Here is a 23,484-nt window from a genome sequence, read left to right on the forward strand (position 1 = left end):
GCCCCTAGGGGCCAGTCCGATCCACCCGACCGACAAGAACATAACGACATGACGCAGGAAATCCCCACCCCCAGCCGCCGAGAGCAGATCCTGCAGGGCCTGGCGCTGATGCTGGAGGAAGATAGCGGCAAGCGCATCACCGTGGCCGCCCTGGCCCGCCAGGTCGGCGTCTCGGAGGCAGCGCTCTATCGCCACTTCCCCAGCAAGGCACGAATGTTCGAGGGTCTGATCGAGTTCATCGAAGAGAGCCTCTTCGAGCGCATCGGCCGGATCCTCGACGAGGTGCCGGAGGCGATACCGCGCTGCGGCCAGATCCTCACCCTGGTGCTGGCCTTCGCCGAGAAGAACCCGGGTCTCTCGCGACTGCTGGGAGGCGATGCCCTGACCGGCGAGACGGCCAGGCTGCGCCTTCGCATCCACCAGCTCTTCGAACGCCTGGAGACCCAGCTCAAGCAAGTGCTTCGCGAGGCCGAACTGCACGAAGGGCGCCGCCCCACCCTGCCGGTCTCATCCGCCGCCAACCTGATGCTGGCCCATATCGAGGGTCAGATCTCGCGCTACGTGCGCAGCGACTTTCGCCATCGCCCCACCGAGCACTGGGACGACCAGTGGGCGCTGCTCTCGGCGCAGCTGCTGCGCGAGAATCCGCAGCTGGCATAGGGCCGCCTGGCGCCGGACAGGTTGATGCCCACGCCGGTCTCATCCGCAACGAAGAACCCCCGCCGGATCAGCTCCAGCGGGGGTTCTCGTTTCTGCTTACACCTGCCGCCCGTCGATGAACGGCTGGGCGCTTTCAGCTCAGTGCTTTCACGCCGCCAGGGCGTCACCGATCTGCTGGCGGATCTTCTTCATGGCGTTCTTCTCGAGCTGCCGGATGCGCTCGGCAGAGACGCCATAGACATCGGCCAGCTCGTGCAGGGTTGCCTTGCCGTCCCCGAGCCAGCGGCGCTGCAGGATGTCCCTGGAGCGCTCATCGAGGGTCTCGAGGGCCTGCTGCAGGCGATGGGTGGCGTCCTGCTCCCAGTCGCTGTCCTCGACCTGGGTGGCCGGATCGGCGCTGGCATCGTCGAGGAAGTGCACCGGCGCCTGGTAGGCGGACTCGTCGTCCTCCCCCGGCGCGGCATCGAAGCCGGCATCATGAGCCGACAGGCGCCCTTCCATCTCACGCACCACCTCGGGCTTGACGTCCAGATCGTTGGCGATGGCCTCCACTTCGTCGCTGTTCAGCCAGGCCAGGCGCTTCTTGGCGCCGCGCAGGTTGAAGAACAGCTTCCGCTGTGCCTTGGTCGTGGCGATCTTGACGATGCGCCAGTTGCGCAGCACGAACTCATGGATCTCGGCCTTGATCCAGTGCACGGCGAAGGAAACCAACCGCACCCCCTGGTTGGGATCGAAACGCTTGACGGCTTTCATCAGGCCGACGTTCCCTTCCTGGATCAGGTCGGCCTGGGGCAGGCCATAGCCGGAGTAGCTGCGGGCGATATAGACGACGAAGCGCAGATGCGACAGCACCAGGCGACGAGCAGCCTCGAGGTCCCCCTCGTCATGCAGGCGGAAAGCCAGATCGCGTTCCTCATCGACGGTCAGCATGGGAATGCCGTTGACCGCCTGGATATATCCGTTCAGGTCATGACCCGGGGAGAGTTGACCCACCGGCAGAAGACTGGTGCTCATGTGCAGGTTGTCTCCTTCGAAGCCCAAAGAGCTGTGCGTGAAATGCTGTTTGCCAAGTGCTATGCGAGACTGCTGAATAAGACGGTCAAGACCGTTGAAAGTTCCGGCTCTTGCCGGAGAAACCGAAAAATCGACCGGCAACTCGACTTAACGAGGCCGGATCTCCGCAAGGTGACGATTCACGGCGATCCAGGCTCCCAGCCAGCCGAGAAGTGTACTACAGGCCAGCAGAATTGTAGACCCTTCGGCCCCCAGCTGCGGCAAGTGGAAGCTGGCCCCGTAGCTGGCGGCCAGCGCAGAGACCGGTGCCGAAAGCCAGTCACTGCCCAGGGTCAGCAGGCCCCAGGCCAACAGGCCGCCACCCAGGCCGAACCAGGCGCCGCTGTAGAGGAAGGGGCGGCGCACGAAGGCATGGGTGGCACCGATCAAGGTGACTACCTCGATCTCCTGGCGACGGCTCTCCACGGCCAACCGGATGGTGTTGCCGACCACCAGCAGAACCCCCAGCGCGAACAGCACGCCCAGCGCCAGGGTAACGCGCTGACCCAGCTCGGCCAGGTATCTGAGACGCTCCAGCCAGGCGAGGTCCAGGCGGACCTCGTCGACGCCGGGGATGGACTCGAGGGCGTCGGCAAGACGGCGCACCGCCTCGGGATCGGGATCCGCGGGGTGGACCACCACACTGGCCGGCAGGGGGTTAGTCTCGAGTCGCGCCAGGGCGTCCTTCAGCCCCAGCGCCTGCTGGAACTCGGCCATGCCCTCGGCGGCGGTGATCAGGCGGGTGTCGGCCACGCCCGCCTGGGCGGCCAGGGCCTCATCGATGCGTCCGGCCTCGGCCTCCCCGACGCGTGCGTCCAGATAGGCGGTGAGCGTGGCGCTCTCCTCCAGCTCGGCATCGAGCAGGCGGGCGCTGTCGAGGGCCAGCCAGAGGCCGGCCGGCAGCACCAGGGCGATGGCAATGGCCAGCATGGTCATCAGGCTGCCCAGGGGCCGACGCAGAAGCCGGCGGGCGCTGTCGACGGCCATGGCCCGGTGGTGTCGGCCCCAGGAGCGCCAGCGAACGACGCTGACCGGTCGATGCGTGCGGGCACCGCGGGGGGAGGCGTCGGGGCGGCTCATGCGACCTCCTCGTCGGCCACCAGGCGGCCATCGCTCAGCCGCAGGGTGCGGTGACGCAACCGGGCGATCAGTGCCAGGTCATGGCTGGCGACCATGACCGTGGTGCCGATGCGATTGAAGTCCTCGAACAACGCCATGATATCGGCGGAGAGCTGGGGATCGAGATTGCCGGTGGGCTCGTCGGCCAGCAGCAGCGCTGGCTTGTTGACCACTGCTCGGGCGATGCCGACCCGCTGCTGCTCACCGCCGGAAAGTTCGATGGGCAAGGCCGCTTCGCGATGCAGCAGCCCCACCTTGTCCAGCGCCGCCCTCACCCGACGGGCAGCCTCTCGATGCTCGACACCCTGGATCTCAAGGGGCAGCGCCACGTTGTGGTAGATCGAACGATCGAAGAGCAACTGGTGGTCCTGGAAGACCACGCCGATCTGGCGACGGTAGAAGGGAATCTGGCTGTGGTGCAGGCGATCGATATCATGGCCCGCCACCCGTACACGACCACGACTGGGTCGCTCCAGGCGCATGATCAGCCGCAGCAGAGAACTCTTGCCCGCCCCGGAGTGACCGGTCAGGAAGACCATCTCGCCACGGCGCACGCGGAAGTCGATATTGGCGAGCGCCTCGAAGCGCCCTCCGTAGCGCTTGCCGACGTGCTCGAAGGCGATCATGGCGCGGGCGAGTCCGGCTCACGGTCGAACAGCGCATCGACGAACTCGCTCGCCACGAAGGGGCGCAGGTCATCCAGGGACTCGCCGACACCGATGAAACGGATCGGGGTGCCGAGCTGACGCGCCAGGGCGAAGATGATGCCGCCCTTTGCCGTGCCGTCGAGCTTGGTCAGGGTCACGCCGGTGATCGGGACCGCCTCGTTGAAGGTCGAGGCCTGAGAGAGGGCGTTCTGCCCGGTCCCGGCATCGAGTACCAGCATCACCTCGTGGGGGGCACTGGCGTCGACCTTGCCCATCACTCGGTGGACCTTCTTGAGCTCCTCCATCAGGTGGGCCTTGTTGTGCAGGCGTCCGGCGGTGTCGGCGATCAGCACGTCCACCCCACGAGCCTTGGCCGCCGAGAGCGCGTCGAAGATCACCGAGGCGCTGTCGGCGCCGGTGTGCTGGGCGATCACCGGGACGTCGTTACGCTCACCCCACACCTTGAGCTGTTCCACGGCGGCCGCCCGGAAGGTGTCACCGGCGGCCAGCATCACGCTGCGGCCGTCACGCTGGAAGCGCTGGGTCAGCTTACCGATGGTGGTGGTCTTGCCCACGCCGTTGACGCCGACCACCAGGATCACGAAGGGACCCTCTCCCTTCGGCGGCAGGGCCATGGGCCGGGTCACGGGCTCGAGCATCGCCGCCAGCTCCTCCTGCAGGGCACGGTAGAGCGCCTGGGGATCCTTGAGTTCCTTGCGCGAGACCCGGTCGGCGAGCCGGTCGATGATATCGGTGGTCGCCTCGATGCCCACGTCCGCCATCAGCAAGTGGGTCTCGAGCTCCTCCATCAGGTCGTCATCGATCTGCTTGCGGCCCATGAAGAGGTCGGCCAGGCCGTCGGTGAGGTTGGCGCGGGTCTTGCCGAGCCCGGCGCGGATGCGGGCGAACCAGCCCTTCTTCTCGCTGACCGGCTTCTCCTGCAGGGCAGCCCGGGCGGGTGCCGACGCCGGTTCCGGCTCGGAAGCGAGTCCGGGGACAACGTCTTCCTCCGGCTCGGTGGCCGACCCAGACTGCCGTGCAGGTTCGGAAGCGGTGGCCGGTTCGCCCTTTTCCTCGAGTCGTGGCTCGGGCTCGGGGGTCACCTCGTCGGTGGACGCGGATTCCACCGCATCCTCTTGCGACCGGCGTTCGGCCTCCTGTTCCGGCGTCGCCTGCTGCTCTTCCTGCTGCTTGTTGCGCTTGAGAAAACCGAACATGGGGGGATCACGCCTCACGGATGAACGAATCGTCTCATCCTACCATCGCGCACCATGACTGTGGACAAGCCGGCGGTTACAATCCGGCCCATGACACGCCGCCGCCCCCCACCCCGCAAGTCCCGCCGTCCGGCCTCCGGCGGCTCCCCTGATAAGGGCGCCGGCCGCCGGCCCCCCGGACGGCTGCGCCTGATCGGCGGCGACTACCGCCGCCGCCAGCTCCCCGTGCTGGACCATCCCGGCCTGCGCCCCACCCCCGACCGGGTGCGCGAAACCCTGTTCAACTGGCTCACCACCGCCACCCCCGGGGCCCGGGTCCTCGACCTCTTCGCGGGCACGGGGGCGCTCGGCCTGGAGGCCCTGTCACGGGGCGCCCGGGAGGCGGTGTTCGTCGAGCGAGACCCACGAGTGGCGCGACAACTGGCCGACAACCTCGACACCCTGGGAGCCACCGACCGAGGCCGGCTGGTGACCGCGGATGCCCAGGCCTTCCTGACCGGCACCCCCACTCCCTTCTCGCTGGCCTTCCTCGATCCGCCCTTCCGCCAGGGCCTGGCAGCAGCCTGCTGCACCGCCCTGGAGGCAGGCTGGCTAGCCGATGACGCCCTCGTCTACCTGGAAACCGAGTCGTCGCTCGACCCCGAGGTACCGGCAAGTTGGCAGTTGCACCGCGAGGTGCGGGCCGGCGACAGCACCGGGCGGCTCTTCCACTGCCGGCACGGCATGGACCAGTCGCTCGCCGGGGATTGCTGAGTCCCGGCCGCGGCGTTACGCTGCCCGCTGAAGGAAACCCCACCGGGCAAGGCCCGATCAGCAGGATGTTGTCAGGAGAACAGGATGAGCATCGAACTCTTCAACCAGCTCGATCAGAAGGTCACCAGCGCCGTCGAGGCCCTGGAATTGATGAAGATGGAAGCCGAGGAGCTGCGCGAGGAAAACGCTCGCCTGAAGCAGGAACGCCAGGAGTGGGAACGTCGGCTTTCCGCCCTGCTGGGCAAGTTCGAAGAGGTCGAGACCACCAGCAGTTGAGCGTTTGAGAGAGGGTCAGGCCAACGGGAGGGACATCAGCAGCGCATCCTCCCGCGGATGGCCGGCACGCGGCGGATAATAACCACGTCGCCGGCCGTCCTCATTGAACCCCGCCCGTCGATAGAGGGCAACGGCCGGCCCGTTTCCCGCCCTGACCTCCAGTAGCAGGCGCTCGACCCGCCACGCCTTCGCCGTCTCGATCACCACCCCGAGCAACCGGTCCGCCAGACCCTGGCGACGGCACTCTCTGGCCACCAGGATGGCCTGCAGCTCCGCATCGAAGGGCTGCCTCACCAGCACCGCGTGCCCCACCAACCGCGCGTCCCGTTGGACGCCGACGACCACGCTATCGGGGTCGACCAGCACCGCTTCCAACTGAGCTGGCGTCCAGGGGTAGGCCTGGCCTGCCTGCTCCAGGGCCGACAGCGCCGGCAGGTCATCCGCCACCAGTCGGCGCAGCGCCCCCTCAGCCAGGGTCATGGTCTTCAGCCACGCCTTCCTGCCAGGCCTGCCGCCAGCCGGACATCCGCGGCCAGAGCGAGCGTTTGGCCGCGGCACTGCCGCAAAGCTCTCCCAGCGAAGGTCCCTGCCAGGCCGGCAGCGCCAGCAGCGGGCAGTGGGCCTCGGTCAGTGCCAGCAGGTCGTCGAGCACCGCGTCTTCCCCGAACACCAGCAGCCTTTCCGGCACCCAGCCCCGCCGCCGCCGACCGGCCAGGAAGGCCTGGAGGCCTTCCCGGGCCTCCTCGAGGGGCGCCTCCACCGGCAGGCCTTCTAGCTGGGGCCAGCGAAAGGCCTCGAAGGCCGCCATCTGCTCGGGCAACACGCCGGAGGCCAGCAGCAGATGGCGCAGCAAGTCCACCTCCGCTGGCACGGGCGGCGCCTCCTGGGGCAGCAGGATCAGCCAGCGCCCATCCAGGCACGCCACCTGCAGGGTGAACCGCAGCGCCTCTCCGGGGGCCTGCGCCGGCCGCGAGGAGGCCTGTTCAGAGGAGGATACCGTCTCGGCGGCAGGCACCATGTCACCCAGCAGGGCGCGAGCCTTCCCGGGGCCGGCCGGCGGGCGCTGTCGCGGCTCCGGTTCGGCAGGGGGCACAGCGGGGGCCGCGACCCGGGCCTCCGCGGCCTCGTCGAGCAGGGCGTGCAGTCTCTCGCCCGGGGCCTGGTGCGCCGCGTCCTGCGGTTCGGGCTGCTCCCACTCGCAGGCCGGGGTGGCCAGGGCATTGGGCAGGCGGTAGCGGGAGACCCAGGCCGTCAGGCCCATGGCCTCCAGGTACTGCAGGCGCTGGGGCTCCGGGGTCACGACGCGCCGCCGCCTCGGCAGTCGGGGGAATCGGGACGCGACCGGCCGCTGGCCTCCCACTCCTCGGGCGTGAAGAGGTGCAGGGCCAGGGCGTGGACCGGGCCTGCCAGCTCATCGGCCAGCAGCGCATAGATCTGCTGGTGGCGCTTGACCGGCATCAGGCCCTCGAAGCGGCGCGCGGCCAGGGTGACCTTGAAGTGCGTCTCGGAGTTCGGCGGCACGTTGTGCCGGTGGCTCTCGTTCTCCACCGCCAGGAAGTCGGGCTCGAGGGCCTTGAGCTTGTCTTCGATGGTGTCCTGGGTGCTCATGTCGACGTCTCGATGATGGGTGGGTGATGGGTGAGTGATGGGGCCATTGTACGCCTTCCGCCCGGGTCCGACGACGTTCACCGCGACTGGGCACGACGCGCCTCGCGCTGCGCCCGTCCGGCGAGGCCGACCCGCCCGAGGCTCGCCGCGAGCGACAGCACGCAGGCCCCGGCTCCCGCCCAGAGCGTCGCCTGAACGGGAGCGCCGGCCGCCAGGAAGGCGCCGACCAGGGCAACCCCCAGAGACTGCCCCACCGTCCGGGTGGTGCTCATCACGCCGGACGCGCGGGCACTGCGCTCGAGGGGCACGCTGGCCATCATCTCGCGATTGTTCGGTGGCTGGAAGAGGCCGAAGCCCAGCCCGCAGAGCGCCGTGCGCCACAGGCTGTCCGCCACCTCGGCCTCGGCATCCAGCCCGGCCAGTGCGGCCAGGCCCAGCAGCAGCAACACCAGGCCGGCACTGGAGAGCAGGCTGGGATTGACCCGGTCCGCCAGCCGGCCCGCCAGCGGCCCCACCACCATGATCGCCAGCGGCCAGGGGGTGAACATCCAGGCGGTCTGGAGCGGCGTGAATCCCATCTCCTGCTGGTAGAGGAAGGAGAGGGCCACGAAGGCCAGCCCCTGGCCGACGAAGGCGAGCCCCGAGGCGGACACCGCCAGCGAGAAGCGACGTTCCGCGAACAGCGTGAGCGGCAACAGGGGATGCCGTGCCCGCCGCTGGCGACGCAGGAAGAACATGGCACTGACGACGCTCCCTCCCAGCCAGGCGACCACCTGCCACGCAGGCACCCCATGACCGGCAGCATCGAGACCCACGAAGAGGCCCGTCAGCATGGCCACCGAAAAGAGCGCCCCACGCCAGTCGAAGTCCTCCCGGCGCCCGGCCTCCCGGGGCAGCGCCCGCCAGGCCAGGCTGGCGGCACAGAGTCCCAGCGGGACGTGCAGGGCGAAGAGCCATGGCCAGTTGGCCACGGACAGCACCAGGCCACCGATGGTCGGTCCGGCCGCGTAACCGCCGGCCACCACCAGGGCGGAGAGCCCCAGCGCACTGCCGAGCAGCCGCGAAGGAAAGATCGAGCGATACAGCGCCGGTCCGATGGACAGAGTGGCCGCCGCCCCGAGCCCCTGCAGGGCGCGGAACAGCAGCAGGGTCTCCAGGTCGGGCGACAGGGCACTGCCCAGGGCCGCCAGGGTGAACAGCCCCACCCCGGCCGTATAGAGACGGTAGCGGCCGACCCGCTCGCTCAGGGCGGCGAAGACCAGCAGGAAGGCGGCACAGACGACCTGGAAGAGGTTGGTGACCCAGACCACCCGGGAGGGAGAGGCCTCGAGGTCAGCGGCGATCGTCGGCAGCGCGATGTTGACCATGGTGGTGTCCACCACCGCCATCAGGGTGCCGAGGATCAGCGCCAGCACGGCCAGGCGCCGCTCCGGTCCCGGCAGGCCATCGTCACCGGGGCGGGTCGCGAAGAGTCGACTCATCCTGTTTCCATCACTGCGGGGGTTCCCAAAGAGGAAACCGGCCGAAGCCGGTTTCTCGAGGTCACTGCGAGGCGGGAAGGTCAGTCCTGGTCGGCCTCCAGGAGCAGGGCGTCGTCTACCTCGGAGATCTCCAGCGCCGCCTCGTTGTCCAGATCGATGGCCAGGTAGCTGTGCTCGACCTGCAGGAAGCGCTGAAATAGCGCCCAGTCCGGAGCCTCGGGCCACTGCTCCTCATCCTCCTCCCAGGCACGAAGCTCGGTCTCGAGGATCTCGAGGTAGCGCTCGCGCACGAAGGCCTCCAGGGCCTCCGGCGAATCCATCTCCGGGATCAGGTAGACGGTGCTTTCGCGTTCGACGTCGTCCAGGGTCAGGTCGTCCCCTTCCATGGTGGGTTCCAGGGCATTGATCCAGTCCACGAAATGCCGGGTCGGCCTGACGCTCAGGGCGGAGCGGTTGAGCAGTTTCATCACGGTCTCCTCGACATCGAAACGACGATCATTATGGGCGCTGGCCGCCTTGGTTACCAACACTTCCCGTCATGGAGACGACAGGGCAGGCCGGAGCCGGCGGCAGGCCCCAGGCGCCCGCCGAGTCATCGTCGGTCAATCGACCTCGGGGCGCATGGCCGGGAACAGCAGGACGTCGCGGATCGAGGCGCTGTCGGTGAACAGCATCACCAGCCGGTCGATGCCGATGCCCTCCCCGGCGGTGGGCGGCAGCCCGAACTCCAGGGCGCGAACGTAGTCGGCATCAAAGTACATCGCCTCCAGGTCGCCGGCCTCCTTCTCCGCGGCCTGGGCCCGGAAGCGCTCGGCCTGGTCCTCGGCGTCGTTGAGCTCCGAGAAGCCGTTGGCGATCTCGCGGCCGCCGACGAAGAACTCGAAGCGCTCGGTGACGAAGGGATCGCTGTCCTTGCGCCGGGCCAGGGGGCTCACCTCGGTGGGATACTCGGTGATGAAGGTCGGCTGCTGGAGGCGATGCTCGACGGTCTTCTCGAAGATCTCGATCTGGATCTTGCCCAGGCCCCAGCCATCCTTGACGTCGATGTCCAGGCGCTCGGCGATCTGGCGGGCGGCCGCCTCGTCGGCCAGGGCCTCGGCATGGATGTCCGGATTGAACTCGAGGATGGCATCGAACACGGTGATGCGGCGCAGCGACTGGCCGAAGTCGTACTCGAAGGTCTCCAGCACCTCGCCCTCGGCATTGCGCACGGTATTGACCACCGTGGTGCTGCCCAGCACCTTCGCGGCCACGTTGCGCAGCATCTCCTCGGTGAGGTCCATCAGGTCATGGTGGTTGGCATGAGCCTGATAGAACTCGATCATGGTGAACTCGGGGTTATGCCGGGTGGAGAGCCCCTCGTTGCGGAAGTTGCGGTTGATCTCGAAGACCCGCTCGAAGCCGCCCACCACCAGGCGCTTGAGATAGAGCTCCGGCGCGATGCGCAGGTACATGTCGATGTCCAGCGCATTGTGGTGGGTGACGAAGGGCCGGGCCGTGGCGCCGCCGGGAATCGGCTGGAGCATGGGCGTCTCGACCTCCATGAAGCCGCGATCCTCGAAGAAGCGACGCATGGCACTGATCACCCCGGCCCGGGCCTCGAAGACCCGACGCGAGTCGGGGTTCATGATCAGATCGACATAGCGCTGGCGATAGCGCGCCTCCATGTCGGTCAGGCCGTGGAACTTGTCGGGCAGCGGACGCAGGCTCTTGGTGAGCAGCCTGGCCGCCTCCATCATCACGTAGAGATCGCCCTTGCCCGACTTGTGCACCGGACCACTGCCGGCCACGATGTCGCCGATATCCCAGCCCTTGACGTCGTCCAGCACCTCGGCCGGCAGCCCCTTCTTGTCGACGTAGAGCTGGATCGTGCCGGAGGGATCCTGGATGACGATGAAGGGCCCGCGCTTGCGCATGATGCGTCCGGACACGGCGGCCGGGCGCCCCAGCGCCTCCAGATCGGCCTTGTCCTTGTCGCCGAGCTCGTCGATCAAGGCGGCCGCCAGGCTGTCGCGGCGAAAATCGTTGGGGAAGGCGCTCTCGCCGTTGCTGGCGGCGCGCTCGCGGCGCGCCGCCAGCTTGGCACGGCGCTCGGCGATCAGGCGGTTCTCGTCGTTCGGGGGTGAGTCCTGGTTGGCCATGTCGCTACCTGTGAAAGAGTTGGCGTCGAGCCGTGCACCGGACAATGTTCGCCCGGTGCACGACAAGGCAAGGGGTCAAAGGCCCTGTTTCAGGCTGGCTTCGATGAACTGGTCCAGATCGCCGTCCAGCACCTTGTCGCAGTTGCTCGACTGCACGCCGGTGCGCAGGTCCTTGATGCGCTGATCATCCAGCACGTAGGAACGGATCTGGCTGCCCCAGCCGATATCGGCCTTGGAATCCTCGGCCTCCTGCTTGGCCGCATTGCGCTTCTGCATCTCGTGCTCCCACAGTTTCGCCTTGAGCTGTTTCATGGCGAAGTCGCGGTTGGCATGTTGGCTGCGCTGGCTCTGGCAGGCCACCACGATACCGGTGGGCTCGTGGGTGATGCGCACGGCGGAGTCGGTGGTGTTGACGTGCTGACCGCCGGCCCCGCTGGAGCGGTATGTGTCGGTGCGCAGGTCCGAGGGATTGATCTCGACCTCGAAGCTGTCATCCACCTCCGGCGACAGGAACACCGAGGCGAACGAGGTATGGCGGCGACCGCCGGAGTCGAAGGGACTCTTGCGCACCAGGCGGTGCACCCCGGTCTCGGTCCGCAGCCAGCCGAAGGCATGATCGCCCTGGATATGCACCGAGGCCGACTTGATGCCCGCCACCTCGCCGGCGGAGACCTCGATGATCTCGGCCTTGAAGCCGTGGTGCTCGGCCCAGCGCAGGTACATGCGCAGCAGCATGTTGGCCCAGTCCTGGGCCTCGGTACCGCCGGAGCCTGCCTGGATGTCGAGGTAGGCGTTGTTCTCGTCCATCTCACCGGAAAACATCCGCCGAAACTCGAGCTTCTCGAGGCTCGCGTGCATGCCGTCGAGTTCCTTCTGGACCTCGGCGACGGTGCCCTCGTCCTCCTCCATCTCGGCCAGCTCCAGCAGATCCCGGCTGTCGCCCAGGCCCTGGTCGAGCTCGTCGATGGTGGAGACGATCGTCTCCAGCGTCGCCCGCTCCTTGCCGAGTTTCTGGGCATAGTCCGGATCGCTCCAGACGTCCGGGTCCTCCAGCTCGCGGGTGACTTCCTCTAGCCGATCCTTCTTCTCGGCATAGTCAAAGATACCCCCTCAGGACGTCTGTCCGTTCGGACAGGTCCTTGATGAGGGTGTGGATGGGATTGGTTTCCAGCATGGGCTCACTCGCCTGAATCTGCAGTGGAACGATGGCCGCCTGGGCGCTGGCTCGACGCCAGGGCCCCGGCGGCACGGAAAAGGCGGCTATTGTAGCGAAAGAGCCTCCTCATCGCATCCATCAAGACCTCCCGGGGCCGCAGCCTAGAAACGACGAGACCCGGCCGAAGCCGGGTCTCGAGGGTCTGCCGGGTGGACAGGCGTCAGAAGCGGTAGTCCATCGAGAGGGCGAAGACATCCGCCGAGACCTCGTAGGTCCCGGAGAGATTGCCCTTGCTGGCGTTCTCGTTATCACTGGTCGCTTGCTGGTCGATATCGCCATCGTCGGCGAAGACGTGCATGTAGCCAGCGGTGATGCCGAGTTCGGTCGTGGGCATCCAGGTGGCGCCCAGGGTCGCCCACTGGCGGTCGGCATCCGGTACCCGCGGGGTGCGGTACTCGGCGCTGGGCACCGGGCTCTCGTCGAGGCCGAGGCCCGCGCGCAGCAGCCACTGGGGCGCCAGCGCATAATTGGCGCCAACAGAGAAGGCCCAGGTATCGTCCCAGTTCTCGGTAGTGGTGCTGTCAAGAGTATTGTCCTCGAACTCGACGGTCAGCTCGTCGAAGCTGCTCCACTCGGTCCACTCGGCATTGGCCATCAGCGCCAGCCGATCGTTCAGCTGGTGATAGACGCCCAGGTTCAGATTGGCCGGTGTCGTCAGCTCGGCGGATCCCCCGCCATTCGTGAACGTATTGGAGTCCTGAGCCTCCGCGAGCACCGTCTGTCCTGTGGTGTTGTCGGAGCTGAAGTCCACATCCCCTTCCAGGGTCAGGTCGATCTCGGAGCGATAGCTGACGCCGAGACGCGTTTGCTCGGTGGCCTGGAAGAGTGCGCCCAGCGTATAGCCATAGCCCCAGTCATCGCCGGTGACCTCGGCAAAGCCGTCCGCATTGCCGATCGCACTGGCCGGCAAGAGCTCCTGCTGTGCGCCCAGGGCGCCGAGGTCCACACGGTTGGAGAGGGTCGCATCCGCGTATTGGGCCCGCAAGCCGACGGCCAGGTTGAGGCGCTCGGTGGCCCGGTAGTTGAGGGTCGGCTGGAAGTCGATCGTCTTCAGCTCGGTCTCGACGGCGTGGTAGCGGCCGATCCAGTCCTCGTCGTACTTGGTAGAGAGCCCGTAGGGCGCGTAGATGGCCAGGCCGAGGTCGAACTGTTCATTGAGCCGGGCCTTGGCGGCGAAGCTCGGCACCAGGGCCGCCTCGCCGCCTTGCCGTGAACCGCCCCGATCATAATCGGCACCGCCCAGACTGGTGGCCTCGGCATCCTGCAGGTCGAAACTGGCATCGATGTAGGCCACCCCACCGGCCACCTGGCTGCCGTGGATGTTGCCGATGGCGGCCGGATTGTAGGCCATGAAGCTGGCGTCCTCGGCACCGGCGGCGGCGTTGGACAGGGCGTTGGCCAGGGTCTTGGCGCTCTGCTCGCGGACCTGGAAGCCGGAGGCGGCGGCCTGGCTCGCGATCAGCGCCGTGGAGGCGAGAGCGATGGCAACGGTCAGCTTGTCGAACGTGTTGGGCATATGGCGTGACATCCCTTACCTGGTGGAGAATTGTTGTCGTTCTTGCCGCAGAGCGGTCAGGTAACGGCCAGTGTTTGCGAATCCCCCACCCGGGATCAAGTACAAACGACCGTTTGAAACCGAAAAATGCTGATACTTTGGTCGCACGACCGTTTCATTTATTCATTTTTCATGGAGTTAGACAACATCCACTCACCGAGGCAGACGCATCCCCGTCGCTCCTTGACCTATGGGTAACCCAAGGGTTTTACACTGTCGCCATGACATACTTGGAGGATTTGCGATGAAGGTCAGCGAACTGGCCCGCCTGGCCGGCGTCACCGCGGAGACCGTGCGCCACTATACCCGCGAGGGACTGCTGCATCCCGAGCGCCATCCCGAGAACGGCTACCAGCTGTACGGGCAAGGCGATCTGGACCGGCTGCGCTTCATCCAGCGCGCCCGCACCCTGGGGTTCGGCGTGGCCGAGATACGCGACATCCTCGACCATGCCGACCATGGCGACTCGCCCTGCCCGATGGTGCGCGACCTGCTGGCCAGTCGTCTGCCACAGATTCGTGCCCGGATCGTCGAACTGGAGTCGCTGGCCTCACGCATGGAACAGGCCCTGACCGCCTGGGAAAAGATGCCCGACGGCACTCCCGACGGCCACAGCCTCTGCCGCCTGATCGAGAGTTTTCCCGAACCGCTCAATGCCGAAGTTGACGCCGGCAAGGAGACACGATGAACGCCAGACTCACCCTCGAGCGCCAGGTCCCCGGCATGAACTGCCAGGGCTGCGTGGCCACGATGCGCAAGGCCATCCAGGCCCGGGACGAACAGGCCAGGGTCACCGGCACCCCGGCCGAGAAACGCCTGGAGGTCACCACCACCCTGGTCGATGACGACCTGGATGAGGTTCTCGCCGGGGCCGGTTATCCGGCAGCCAGTCGACAGCGCTACGAGCGCACCGTGACGGGCATGAACTGCCAGGGCTGTGTGACCAAGATGCGCAAGGCGATCCAGGCCGAGGACGCGGAGGCCGAGGTGATCGGTTCCCCGGACGAGAAGCGCCTCGAGGTGGACACTATCCTGGGAGTCACCACCCTGGACCGGCTGCTGGAACAGGCAGGCTACCCAGCCGCTCAGCCCAAGGACACCGCCGGCGCAGAGGCACCGACCGAGCCGGCCCCCGAGCGCCCCACCGTGGAGGCGGCGTCCGCACAGGCTGATGACCAGGGCCATGACGCGAAGACGGAAGCACGGAAGACGCAAGAGCCGGAAGCGCGCGCCAACGCTCGACGCCTCTCCATCGACGGCATGACCTGCGCCAGCTGCGTGAAGAGCGTCCAGCAGGCTCTGGAACGCACGCCCGGTGTGGTCAGCGCGGAGGTCAACTTCGGCACCCACACCGCCCAGGTGCGCGGCAGCGCCGACCCGGACGCTCTGGTCCGCGCCGTCCAGGATGTGGGCTATGGTGCCGAACCCATCGTCGACATGCGCGAGGCGGAAGAGACCCGGACGCGCAAGGACGAGCAGACCTATCGCGAGCGCCTCAGGGGGAGCCTGCTGTCGCTCGCGCTCGCCGTGCCGTTGATGGCCAGCATGTTCGTCTACCACCCCCAGCCGGTGGGTGGGGGTCGCCTCTACTGGCTGGTGATCGGCCTGCTCACGCTCGCGGTGATGGTGTTCCCGGGCCGCCACTTCTTCGTCAGCGCCTGGAAGAATTTCCGCCACCACCAGGCCAACATGGACACCCTCATCGCCATGGGCACCGGCACCGCCTGGCTCTACTCCATGGCGGTGGTGGCCTTGGGTCCCTGGCTGCCCGAGGTGGCTCGAGGCATCTACTTCGAGGCCTCGGCGATGGTCATCGGTCTGGTGCTGCTGGGCAATGCACTGGAGCTGCGCGCCCGAGGCAGGACCAGCGAGGCCCTGAAGCGGCTGCTGGACCTGCAGAGCCGCACCGCCCGGGTGATCCGCGACGGCGAGGAGCGCGAGGTCGACATCGACGAGGTGCGTGAGGGTGACCACATCCGCGTACGCCCCGGCGAGCGCCTGCCGGTAGACGGAGAGGTGACGGAAGGCACGAGCCATATCGACGAGTCGATGCTCACCGGCGAGCCTGTCCCCGTGTCCAAGGGCCTGGGCGACGAGGTGAGCGCCGGCACCGTCAACGGCAAGGGGGGCCTCGTCTACCGCGCCACACGCGTCGGGGCGAACACTCGCCTGGGCCAGATCACCGAGCAGGTGGCCAGCGCCCAGAATTCCCGCCCTCCTATCGGGGCTCTGGCCGATCGAGTGTCGAGCATCTTCGTGCCGTCGGTGATGATCATCGCCGTGATCACCGCACTGGTCTGGTTCAACATCGGCGCCGAGCCGCGGATGATCCATATGCTGGTCACCGCCACCACGGTACTGATCATCGCTTGCCCGTGCGCCCTGGGTCTGGCCACGCCGATCTCCACCATGATCGGGGTCGGCAAGGCCGCCGAACACGGCGTGCTGGTCCGCAATGGCGACGCCCTGCAGACCGCCAGCAAGCTCTCCACCCTGGTGGTGGACAAGACCGGCACCCTCACCGAGGGCAGGCCCCGGGTCACCGAGGCGAAGGTACTCCAGGACGAAGAACAGGCAGTGCTGGGCCTGGTTTCGGCCCTGGAGCGTGGCTCCGAGCATCCTATTGCGGCCGCACTGATGGCCCACGCAGAGGCACATCATGCCGAGCCCGGCGAGATTCGAGACTTCGACACCGTCACCGGCGGCGGGGTCAAGGCGACGAGCGCCGACGGCCGAGCGCTGCTGCTGGGCAATGCTCGCCTGCTGGAGGAGGCCGGCGTCGACCTGGCCAGCGGCCGCGAGGTCGCCGCCGGACTGGAAGAGAAGGCACGTACCGTGGTGTACCTCGCCGTGGATGGACGACTGACCGCCCTGTTCGGGATCAGCGACCCACTGCGACATGACACCATCGCCGCCGTGAAGCGCCTGCAGGCCGACGGCCTCAGGGTCGTGATGCTGACCGGCGACAACGAACACACCGCCGCCGCCATCGCCCGGGAGGTCGGCATCGACGACTTCCACGCCGGACTGCTGCCCGAGGACAAGCACGCCGAGATCGAGCGGCTGCAGGGCGAAGGCGAGGTGGTCGGCATGGTGGGCGACGGCATCAACGACGCCCCGGCACTCGCCCGGGCCGACGTGGGGTTCGCCATCGGCCAGGGCACCGACGTGGCCATCGAGAGCGCTGGTATCACCCTGGTGCGCGGCTCGCTGCACGGCGTGGCTGCCGCCATCGAGATCAGCCGGGCCACCCTCACCAACATCAAGCAGAACCTGGTGGGCGCCTTCGGCTACAACATCCTGGGCATCCCCATCGCCGCCGGGGTTCTCTACCCCGTCACCGGCACCCTGCTCTCGCCGATGATCGCCGGCGCCGCCATGTCGCTCTCCTCGATCACCGTGGTGAGCAACGCCAACCGGCTGCGCCTGTTCCGCCCCTCCGGCGAGACCGGGGGCAATGACACGGCCAGCCACCAGAAAAGGGAGGACGAACGATGAGCTGGATCGTCAATCTCGCCGGCCTGGCATTGATCGCCCTGATTGCCTGGTGGTTCTGGGGGCCCGCCTAGGGGGCACCCGACCGCTGAGGCGCCAGGCCTCAGCTGACGCCCATGTAGCGGCCCGGCTTGTGGTTCAGGGCGATGATCAGGTTGAGCGCCACGGCGCCCAGCACGGAGAGCCCCACCCGCTCCAGCGGCAGCATCAGCAGGGCGCCCAGCATGATCAGCCCGTCAATGCCCAGCTGCACGTAGCCTGCGCGCCAGCCGTAGCGGTCCTGGAGGAAGAGCGAGAGGATGTTGATGCCCCCGAGGCTCGTGCGGTGACGGAAGAGCACCAGCATGCCGATGCCGATCAGGCTTCCGCCCATCAGCGAGGCGTAGAGCGGCTGCATCCACTCGATGCGGATCCAGCCAGCGGTCAGCTCCGAGAATACCGAGACCAGGGCGATGGCCACGAAGGTGCGCAGGGTGAAGCTCCAGCCCATGCGCCTGATCGCCAGCCAATAGAACGGCAGGTTGATCAGGAAGAACCCGACCCCGAAGCGCCAGCCGGTGGCGTACTGCAGCAGGAAGGCCAGGCCGGCGGTACTGCCGGTAAGCAGCATGGCCTGGGTGTAGAAGCTGACGCCGAGGGCGACGAAGAGCGTGCCCACCAGCATGGCCATCACGTCTTCGTGTAGGTGATGGGGGTCTGTGGGCAGGTCCTGGGGTTCCATCTTTCCTTCCTTATCGAGGCTCGGCGTGCTCGAGCATCAGCTGCAGGGACTCGCGCCCTCGCCAGCGATTGCGGTTGAGCTTGAACGCGCAGTGAAGCGTGGCGCCAACGCCGAAGGCCGGCACCTCGCCGGGGGTGAGGGCACGGAACCAGATCGCCTTCAGGCTCGCGGGCCCGGCCGAGAGCTCGAGCATCAGGTGGCTGCCGTCGGCACCCACCGGGCGCAGCGCCTCGACCAGAAACTCGCCCTCGAAGAGCGGGGCATCGAACTCGCGGCCATAGGGTCCAAGCCACTCGAGCTCGTACAGGGTGGCGAGGCTGAGCTGGCGGGGCGCAAGTTCTCCATCGGTGAATATCCGCGGACCAAGCTCGGTATCGCCCAACTGCTCGCCCACGGCCTGCAGGAAGGCGGCACGGAAGGCGTCCAGATGCTCGGCCGGCACCCCCACCCCGGCGGCGCCGCGGTGGCCGCCGAAGCGCGGAAGCGTCTCAGGTGCCACCTCGAAGGTACGCTGCAGGGCATCGCGCAGGTGCAGTCCCTCGATGGAGCGCCCGGAGCCGGTCAGCATGCCGGGCGCCGCCGCCGGTGTCAGGACCAGGGCGGGCCGGCCGAAGGCCTGGACCAGCCGGGAGGCCACGATGCCCTGCACCCCGGGGTGGCCGTCCTCCAGAAAGACCACGATGGCGGGTTCGTCGGCGGTCAGGGCCGGCAGGGCCAGGGCCTTGGCCTGCTGGGCCATCTCGGCCTCGATCGCCTTGCGGGACTGGTTGTCCTGGTCCAGCGTCTCGAGGTGCCGCTGGGCCACCGAATCGTCCGCGGCGAGCATGAAGTGCAGGGCCGCATAGGGATCGTCGAGCCGCGAGCGGGCATTGATGCGTGGCCCCATCTGGAAACCCAGGGTCTCGGCGTCGAAGGGCACGCTGTCGGCCCCTAACCGGGCCGCCATGGCGCGCCAGCAGGCCGCCTCCATCCGGTTGATCAGGCTGAGGCCGTGGGTGACCACGGCGCGGTTGGCCGCGCTGTCGCCCAGTGACACGCAGTCGGCCACGGTGCCCAGTGCCACGTAGGAGAGCCAGGACGACAGCTTCGGGGTGGCCGGCGCCAGCACGCCCCACTCGACCAGCACCTGCCGGGCCAGCGACATCACGAGCCAGGCCACCATGCAGCCGGCGATGGTCGGATCCGGGTAGTCGCAGTCCTCGCGGGTCGGATTCACGGTGGCGTAGGCCGAGGCCGGCGGCCCCTCAAGGGGCAGCGCATGGTGGTCGCTGACCACCACCTCGACGCCGGCGGCCTTGAGTCGCGCGATCCGCGGCTCATCAGAGCTGCCGCAGTCGGCGGTGATCACCAGGCTCGGCCGCGGGGAGAGTGAGAGGGTGCGCTCCACCAGCGGCAGGCTGATGCCATAGCCGTCATGGATGCGGTGGCCGATCAGGCTGTGCAGGTGTGCCTCGGGCACACCGAACAGCTCCACCAGGGTGCGCCGGATCACCACATGGGAGGTGATGCCGTCCACGTCGTAGTCGGTGAGGATGCCGATGTGCTCTCCGTCCACCACCGCCTGGGCGATGCGCTCAGCGGCCCGCCGTGCATCCTTGAGCCGCTCGGGGTGGGCCAGGTGGCGCAGGCTCGGCGAGACCAGCGGCGCGAGTTCCCCGTCGTAGCCCTTGATCCGCCCGGCCAGCACCCGCGCCTGTAGCTCGGTCAGCCCCTCCTCGCGGGCACGGGCATAGAGCGCCTCGTCGCGGGGGCGCGGCTCGATGCGTGGGCGCAGCCGTTCATTCAGGTCGATGGGATCGGTAACGGCGTCCAAACCAGGCTCCTGTGATTCGCGCTCACCGGCACGGCGATGCATGACCGCCATGCCCAAGCTGAGGCGCCGGGGACAGGCCGAAGAGGAGGTCCTATGCCAGGGATGGCATCGGTAACGCCCAGCGATGGGGTTACAGCGCCTCCTCGCGGGCCTGTCGCCGGGTCAGCCCCAAGGGGAAAGGCTACCGACGGTTCTCGACCACGAACCGCTGCACGGCCGAGAGCTCCGCGGGCAGCACGGTGTAGCGCTCCTCACGTTCGAGCAGGTCGTCCATGTGCGGCGGCAGCGGCACGCCGGGGAAGCCGGCCTTGACCACCGCCTCGGCAAACTTGGCCGGATGGGCCGTGGCCAGGGTGATCACCGGGGTCTCGGCGTCGGCGCGCGCCCGCTCGGCCGCCCGGTAGCCGGTGGCGGTGTGCGGGTCGAGGATCTCCTGGGTGCGATGATGCGCCTCGCGGATCACCTCCAGGATGGTGGCGTCGTCCACACTGTGGCTGGCGAAGCTCTCGCGCAGTCGGGCCAGGGGCGCATCGGCCAGCGCCGTGGGCTCGGCCTGGAAGCGCTCGAGCAGGGCCTTCACCGCGGCCCCGTCGCGGCCGTAAGCCTCGAACAGCAGGCGCTCGAAGTTGGACGACACGACGATGTCCATGGACGGGGCCAGGGTGGCCTTGAGTTCCTGCCTGGAGAAGTCGTTGTCGGAAAGCGTCCGGTGCAGGATGTCGTTGGCATTGGTGGCGATGATGAACTGCTTCACCGGCAGCCCCATACGCTTGGCGATGTAACCTGCGAAGACGTTACCGAAGTTGGCCGAGGGCACGCAGAAGCTCACCGCCCGATGGGGGGCGCCGAGGGCCACGGCGGAGGCAACGTAGTAGACGACCTGGGCCATGATGCGCGCCCAGTTGATGGAGTTCACCGCCACCAGCCGGGTGCCGTCGAGGAACGACTGGTCCGCGAAGCTCGCCTTGACCATGGCCTGGGCGTCGTCGAAGTTGCCCTCGATGGCGACATTGAAGACGTTGTCGGCCAGCACCGTGGTCATCTGGCGGCGCTGCACCTCCGAGACCCGCTGGTAGGGATGGAGGATGAAGATGTCGAGGTTGTCGCAGTGCCGGCAACCCTCGATGGCGGCGGAGCCGGTGTCCCCGGAGGTCGCCCCCATGATCACCGCCCGCTCGCCGCGCTTCTTCAGGAAATGGTCAAGGATCCGGCCGAGCAGCTGCAGCGCCACGTCCTTGAAGGCCAGCGTCGGGCCATGGAAGAGCTCGAGCAGGAAGTGGTTGGCGTCGAGCTGGTTGAGCGGCACAACGGCATCGTGGCTGAAGGTGGCATAGGCCTCCTCCACGATGCCGCGGAAGGTCGCGTCGTCGATCTCGCCGTTGACGTAGGGCTTCATGACCCGGAAGGCGATCTCCGCATAGGAGAGCCCGGCCATGGCGACCAGGTCGTCATGGCCAAGGGCGGGGATCGTCTCGGGCACGTAGAGCCCGCCGTCGCTGGCCATGCCGGTGAGCACGACTTCCTCGAAGGAAAGCGCGGGCGCCTGCCCGCGGGTGCTGATGTAGCGCATGGCTTACTCCTGCTCGTCCAGCGACTCGACGCGGATCCGCGTCACCGGGCCGGCGATGTCGGCCAGTGACTCGATCAGGCGGATGGCCTCGTTCATCTGCTTCTCGCGGGTGCGGTGGGTCAGCAGGATGATTGGCACCAGTTCGCCCTCGGTGGCCTCCTTCTGGATCAGCGCCTCGATGGAGATGCCCTGCTCGGAGAGGATGGTCGCTACCCGGGCCAGCACGCCGGGGCGGTCCACCGCCAGCAGCCTCAGGTAATAGGCGGTGATGATGTCCTCCATGGGCATGATCGGCAGCTTGTTGACGTCGTCGCCGATGCCGCTGAAGGCCAGGTAGGGCACTCGATAGCGGTGGGCGGTGGAGATATCGCGGGCAACATCCAGCAGGTCCGCGACCACGGCCGAGGCGGTGGGCTCGGCGCCGGCACCGGCCCCGTAGTAGAGGGTCGGCCCCACGGCGTCTCCCATCACGGCGATGGCATTCTTGACCCCGTGGACGTTGGCGAGAAGACGCTCCTTGGGGATCAGGGTCGGGTGCACGCGCAGCTCGAGCCCCGCCTCGGTGCGCTTGGAGATCCCCAGGTGCTTGATCACGTAGCCCAGGTTGTCGGCCTGCTCCACGTCCTCGGCGGTGATGCGCGAGATCCCCTCGGTGAAGGCCCTGTCGAACTGCAGCGGCACGCCGTAGGCGATGGAGGCGAGGATGGTCAGCTTGTGAGCGGCGTCGATGCCCTCGACATCGAAGGTCGGGTCGGCCTCGGCATAGCCCAGCGCCTGCGCCTCGGCGAGCACGTCCTCGAAGGCGCGCCCCTCGTCACGCATGTGGGTAAGGATGTAGTTGCCGGTGCCGTTGATGATGCCGGCCACCCACTCGATGCGGTTGGCGCCGAGCCCCTCACGCAGCGACTTGATCACCGGGATGCCCCCGGCCACCGCGGCCTCGAAGGCGACGATCACGCCCTTCTCGTGGGCGGCCTTGAAGATCTCGTTGCCATGCACGGCGATCAGCGCCTTGTTGGCGGTGACCACATGCTTGCCATTCTCGATGGCCGTCAGCACCAGTTCGCGCGCCAAGTCATAGCCGCCAATCAGCTCTACCATCACGTCGATGTCGGGGTTGGTGGCCACCTCGAAGACGTCCGAGGTGGTCCGGATGCCGGTGGTGTCACACTCGGGATTGAGGCTGCGGAAGGCGACCTGCTCGATGACGATCGGACGACCCGCCCGCCGGGCGATGTCGTCAGCATTGCGTGTCAGCACGTTGAAGGTTCCGCCACCGACGGTCCCCAGGCCACAGATTCCCACTCTCACCGGTTTCAATGTCTTTCCCCTTGTTCTGGCGTGTGTCTCAGCATGTATGGGGCCATTCCGGGCCCTTGTGCCGACGTTCGTCGACGTCGGTCATCACTCGTTCATCATTCGGTCAGGCCGAGCATGGCGGCCAGACGCTCCGCCGGCACATAGCCGGGCACCAGGCGGCCGTCGGGCAGCACGATCGCCGGCGTGCCCTGCACGCCGAGCTCCATGCCCAGATGATACTGTTCCTCGACCGGATTGTCGCAGTCGGCAGCCCCCATCAGCGTCTCCTCGCGCTTGGCCGCCGACAGGGCCTCGGCCGGATTGTCGGCACACCACACCTGCTGCAGCTGTCGTCCTCCCGGCGAGCCCATGCCGCTGCGCGGGAAGGCCAGGTAGTGGACCTCGATGCCCATCTTGTTGAGACGCGGCACCTCCTGGTGGAGCTGGCGACAATACGGGCAGGTGGTGTCGGTGAAGACCATCAGCTCGGCGCGACTCTCGCCGGGGCCGCGGAAGACCACCTGCTCACTCTCAGGCACCGCGGTGAGGCGGTCACGGCGTTCCGCGTTGCGCCTCTGTTCGGTGAGGTTGACCAGGCCATCCTCGGCGTTCTCGAAGAGGTCGCCCACCAGGAAGTGGCTACCCGCGGCGTTGCTGTAGAAGGTCTCGCCGCTCTCCAGCTTCACTTCAAAGAAGCCGTCCAGCGGCGTCTCGCGAACGTGCTCCACCGGCATCGACTGGCCGTTGACCGACAGGGTCTCGGCCAGCTGCTCGGCCGGGCCCGCCTGGGCAACGGGCATCAGGGCCAGGGAGGCGGCAAGCAGGCCGCCGCCGCCGAAGGTAAGGATCGATAATCTCAT

Annotated in this window: 22 protein-coding genes; 5 read left to right on the plus strand and 17 right to left on the minus strand. The window is 67.6% G+C overall.

Going from position 1 to position 23,484, the window contains the following annotated elements:
* Nucleotides 1-48: 48 nt before the first annotated feature.
* A complete protein-coding gene (gene slmA, locus ABE960_RS13820; RefSeq protein ID WP_349762883.1) occupies nucleotides 49-660 on the plus strand; it encodes a nucleoid occlusion factor SlmA in 612 nt (203 codons plus the stop codon).
* A 147-nt stretch (nucleotides 661-807) separates the two neighbouring features.
* Here the strand turns inward: slmA and rpoH are convergent, their stop codons facing one another.
* From rpoH to ftsY, 4 genes are all read right to left on the minus strand, one after another.
* Entirely contained in the window at nucleotides 808-1,674 is an 867-nt protein-coding gene (rpoH, locus tag ABE960_RS13825) for an RNA polymerase sigma factor RpoH (RefSeq protein WP_349762884.1), read from the minus strand.
* A 147-nt stretch (nucleotides 1,675-1,821) separates the two neighbouring features.
* On the minus strand, nucleotides 1,822-2,793 hold the full coding sequence (gene ftsX / locus ABE960_RS13830; RefSeq protein WP_349762885.1) for a permease-like cell division protein FtsX: 972 nt from the start codon (nucleotides 2,791-2,793) through the stop codon (nucleotides 1,822-1,824).
* Nucleotides 2,790-3,458, minus strand: a complete 669-nt coding sequence (gene ftsE / locus ABE960_RS13835) for a cell division ATP-binding protein FtsE (RefSeq protein WP_349762886.1) — start codon at nucleotides 3,456-3,458, stop codon at nucleotides 2,790-2,792. Before ftsE ends, ftsX begins: the two co-directional genes overlap by 4 nt.
* Nucleotides 3,455-4,696 (minus strand): signal recognition particle-docking protein FtsY, encoded by a 1,242-nt coding sequence (ftsY, locus tag ABE960_RS13840; protein WP_349762887.1) that lies wholly within the window; start codon nucleotides 4,694-4,696, stop codon nucleotides 3,455-3,457. The genes ftsE and ftsY overlap by 4 nt, the downstream gene beginning before the upstream one ends.
* A gap of 90 nt (nucleotides 4,697-4,786) precedes the next feature.
* Here ftsY and rsmD point away from each other — a divergent pair, with 90 nt between their 5' ends.
* Together rsmD and ABE960_RS13850 are read left to right on the plus strand one after the other, a co-directional pair.
* Complete coding sequence (gene rsmD / locus ABE960_RS13845; RefSeq protein WP_349762888.1) at nucleotides 4,787-5,449, plus strand: 16S rRNA (guanine(966)-N(2))-methyltransferase RsmD; 663 nt, start codon at nucleotides 4,787-4,789, stop codon at nucleotides 5,447-5,449.
* 84 nt (nucleotides 5,450-5,533) lie between these two features.
* Nucleotides 5,534-5,725, plus strand: coding sequence for a cell division protein ZapB (locus tag ABE960_RS13850; protein WP_349762890.1), 192 nt, complete (start codon nucleotides 5,534-5,536; stop codon nucleotides 5,723-5,725).
* A gap of 15 nt (nucleotides 5,726-5,740) precedes the next feature.
* On the opposite strand, the gene rimI is transcribed toward ABE960_RS13850, so the two are convergent.
* From rimI to ABE960_RS13890, 8 genes are all read right to left on the minus strand, one after another.
* Nucleotides 5,741-6,205, minus strand: coding sequence for a ribosomal protein S18-alanine N-acetyltransferase (rimI, locus tag ABE960_RS13855; protein ID WP_349762891.1), 465 nt, complete (start codon nucleotides 6,203-6,205; stop codon nucleotides 5,741-5,743).
* On the minus strand, nucleotides 6,192-7,025 hold the full coding sequence (locus ABE960_RS13860; RefSeq protein ID WP_349762892.1) for a hypothetical protein: 834 nt from the start codon (nucleotides 7,023-7,025) through the stop codon (nucleotides 6,192-6,194). Before ABE960_RS13860 ends, rimI begins: the two co-directional genes overlap by 14 nt.
* A complete protein-coding gene (locus ABE960_RS13865) occupies nucleotides 7,022-7,333 on the minus strand; it encodes a BolA family protein (protein WP_349762893.1) in 312 nt (103 codons plus the stop codon). The genes ABE960_RS13860 and ABE960_RS13865 overlap by 4 nt, the downstream gene beginning before the upstream one ends.
* 77 nt (nucleotides 7,334-7,410) lie before the next feature.
* Nucleotides 7,411-8,814, minus strand: a complete 1,404-nt coding sequence (locus tag ABE960_RS13870) for an MFS transporter (RefSeq protein ID WP_349762894.1) — start codon at nucleotides 8,812-8,814, stop codon at nucleotides 7,411-7,413.
* Nucleotides 8,815-8,894: 80 nt separating this feature from the next.
* The gene (locus tag ABE960_RS13875; RefSeq protein WP_349762895.1) at nucleotides 8,895-9,281 is read right to left on the minus strand and encodes a hypothetical protein; all 387 of its coding nucleotides are present in this window, start codon (nucleotides 9,279-9,281) and stop codon (nucleotides 8,895-8,897) included.
* A 135-nt stretch (nucleotides 9,282-9,416) separates the two neighbouring features.
* Nucleotides 9,417-10,955, minus strand: coding sequence for a lysine--tRNA ligase (gene lysS / locus ABE960_RS13880; protein ID WP_349762896.1), 1,539 nt, complete (start codon nucleotides 10,953-10,955; stop codon nucleotides 9,417-9,419).
* A 75-nt stretch (nucleotides 10,956-11,030) separates the two neighbouring features.
* A protein-coding gene (gene prfB, locus ABE960_RS13885) for a peptide chain release factor 2 (RefSeq protein ID WP_349762897.1) occupies nucleotides 11,031-12,129 on the minus strand; the annotation gives its coding sequence in 2 pieces (ribosomal slippage) (nucleotides 11,031-12,053 and nucleotides 12,055-12,129; 1,098 coding nt in all).
* A 202-nt stretch (nucleotides 12,130-12,331) separates the two neighbouring features.
* Nucleotides 12,332-13,687 carry an OmpP1/FadL family transporter gene (locus ABE960_RS13890; protein WP_349762898.1) on the minus strand — a complete coding sequence of 452 codons (1,356 nt, stop codon included), beginning with the start codon at nucleotides 13,685-13,687 and terminating at the stop codon, nucleotides 12,332-12,334.
* A gap of 283 nt (nucleotides 13,688-13,970) precedes the next feature.
* Between ABE960_RS13890 and ABE960_RS13895 the strand changes: the two genes are divergently transcribed.
* Together ABE960_RS13895 and ABE960_RS13900 are read left to right on the plus strand one after the other, a co-directional pair.
* The gene (locus ABE960_RS13895; protein WP_349762899.1) at nucleotides 13,971-14,414 is read left to right on the plus strand and encodes a MerR family transcriptional regulator; all 444 of its coding nucleotides are present in this window, start codon (nucleotides 13,971-13,973) and stop codon (nucleotides 14,412-14,414) included.
* 233 nt (nucleotides 14,415-14,647) lie between these two features.
* Complete coding sequence (locus ABE960_RS13900) at nucleotides 14,648-17,224, plus strand: heavy metal translocating P-type ATPase (protein ID WP_490424178.1); 2,577 nt, start codon at nucleotides 14,648-14,650, stop codon at nucleotides 17,222-17,224.
* Nucleotides 17,225-17,324: 100 nt separating this feature from the next.
* Here the strand turns inward: ABE960_RS13900 and ABE960_RS13905 are convergent, their stop codons facing one another.
* From ABE960_RS13905 to ABE960_RS13925, 5 genes are all read right to left on the minus strand, one after another.
* Nucleotides 17,325-17,942 (minus strand): YitT family protein, encoded by a 618-nt coding sequence (locus ABE960_RS13905; RefSeq protein ID WP_349762901.1) that lies wholly within the window; start codon nucleotides 17,940-17,942, stop codon nucleotides 17,325-17,327.
* 10 nt (nucleotides 17,943-17,952) lie between these two features.
* Nucleotides 17,953-19,755, minus strand: a complete 1,803-nt coding sequence (locus ABE960_RS13910) for a single-stranded-DNA-specific exonuclease RecJ (protein ID WP_349762902.1) — start codon at nucleotides 19,753-19,755, stop codon at nucleotides 17,953-17,955.
* Between the two features lie 181 nt (nucleotides 19,756-19,936).
* The gene (thrC, locus tag ABE960_RS13915; RefSeq protein ID WP_349762903.1) at nucleotides 19,937-21,325 is read right to left on the minus strand and encodes a threonine synthase; all 1,389 of its coding nucleotides are present in this window, start codon (nucleotides 21,323-21,325) and stop codon (nucleotides 19,937-19,939) included.
* Between the two features lie 3 nt (nucleotides 21,326-21,328).
* Nucleotides 21,329-22,645 (minus strand): homoserine dehydrogenase, encoded by a 1,317-nt coding sequence (locus tag ABE960_RS13920; protein ID WP_349762904.1) that lies wholly within the window; start codon nucleotides 22,643-22,645, stop codon nucleotides 21,329-21,331.
* 95 nt (nucleotides 22,646-22,740) lie between these two features.
* Nucleotides 22,741-23,484, minus strand: coding sequence for a DsbC family protein (locus ABE960_RS13925; RefSeq protein ID WP_349762905.1), 744 nt, complete (start codon nucleotides 23,482-23,484; stop codon nucleotides 22,741-22,743).

The organism is Halomonas aquatica (genome assembly GCF_040196335.1).
Taxonomy (GTDB): domain Bacteria; phylum Pseudomonadota; class Gammaproteobacteria; order Pseudomonadales; family Halomonadaceae; genus Halomonas; species Halomonas aquatica.

Coding starts and splice junctions, on each gene's coding strand:
- slmA (WP_349762883.1), top strand. CDS start 49: ATGACGCAGGAAATCCCCACCCCCAGCCGCCGAGAGCAGATCCTGCAG.
- rpoH (WP_349762884.1), bottom strand. CDS start 1,674: ATGAGCACCAGTCTTCTGCCGGTGGGTCAACTCTCCCCGGGTCATGAC.
- ftsX (WP_349762885.1), bottom strand. CDS start 2,793: ATGAGCCGCCCCGACGCCTCCCCCCGCGGTGCCCGCACGCATCGACCG.
- ftsE (WP_349762886.1), bottom strand. CDS start 3,458: ATGATCGCCTTCGAGCACGTCGGCAAGCGCTACGGAGGGCGCTTCGAG.
- ftsY (WP_349762887.1), bottom strand. CDS start 4,696: ATGTTCGGTTTTCTCAAGCGCAACAAGCAGCAGGAAGAGCAGCAGGCG.
- rsmD (WP_349762888.1), top strand. CDS start 4,787: ATGACACGCCGCCGCCCCCCACCCCGCAAGTCCCGCCGTCCGGCCTCC.
- ABE960_RS13850 (WP_349762890.1), top strand. CDS start 5,534: ATGAGCATCGAACTCTTCAACCAGCTCGATCAGAAGGTCACCAGCGCC.
- rimI (WP_349762891.1), bottom strand. CDS start 6,205: ATGACCCTGGCTGAGGGGGCGCTGCGCCGACTGGTGGCGGATGACCTG.
- ABE960_RS13865 (WP_349762893.1), bottom strand. CDS start 7,333: ATGAGCACCCAGGACACCATCGAAGACAAGCTCAAGGCCCTCGAGCCC.
- ABE960_RS13870 (WP_349762894.1), bottom strand. CDS start 8,814: ATGAGTCGACTCTTCGCGACCCGCCCCGGTGACGATGGCCTGCCGGGA.
- ABE960_RS13875 (WP_349762895.1), bottom strand. CDS start 9,281: ATGAAACTGCTCAACCGCTCCGCCCTGAGCGTCAGGCCGACCCGGCAT.
- lysS (WP_349762896.1), bottom strand. CDS start 10,955: ATGGCCAACCAGGACTCACCCCCGAACGACGAGAACCGCCTGATCGCC.
- ABE960_RS13890 (WP_349762898.1), bottom strand. CDS start 13,687: ATGCCCAACACGTTCGACAAGCTGACCGTTGCCATCGCTCTCGCCTCC.
- ABE960_RS13895 (WP_349762899.1), top strand. CDS start 13,971: ATGAAGGTCAGCGAACTGGCCCGCCTGGCCGGCGTCACCGCGGAGACC.
- ABE960_RS13900 (WP_490424178.1), top strand. CDS start 14,648: ATGAACTGCCAGGGCTGTGTGACCAAGATGCGCAAGGCGATCCAGGCC.
- ABE960_RS13905 (WP_349762901.1), bottom strand. CDS start 17,942: ATGGAACCCCAGGACCTGCCCACAGACCCCCATCACCTACACGAAGAC.
- thrC (WP_349762903.1), bottom strand. CDS start 21,325: ATGCGCTACATCAGCACCCGCGGGCAGGCGCCCGCGCTTTCCTTCGAG.
- ABE960_RS13925 (WP_349762905.1), bottom strand. CDS start 23,484: ATGAGATTATCGATCCTTACCTTCGGCGGCGGCGGCCTGCTTGCCGCC.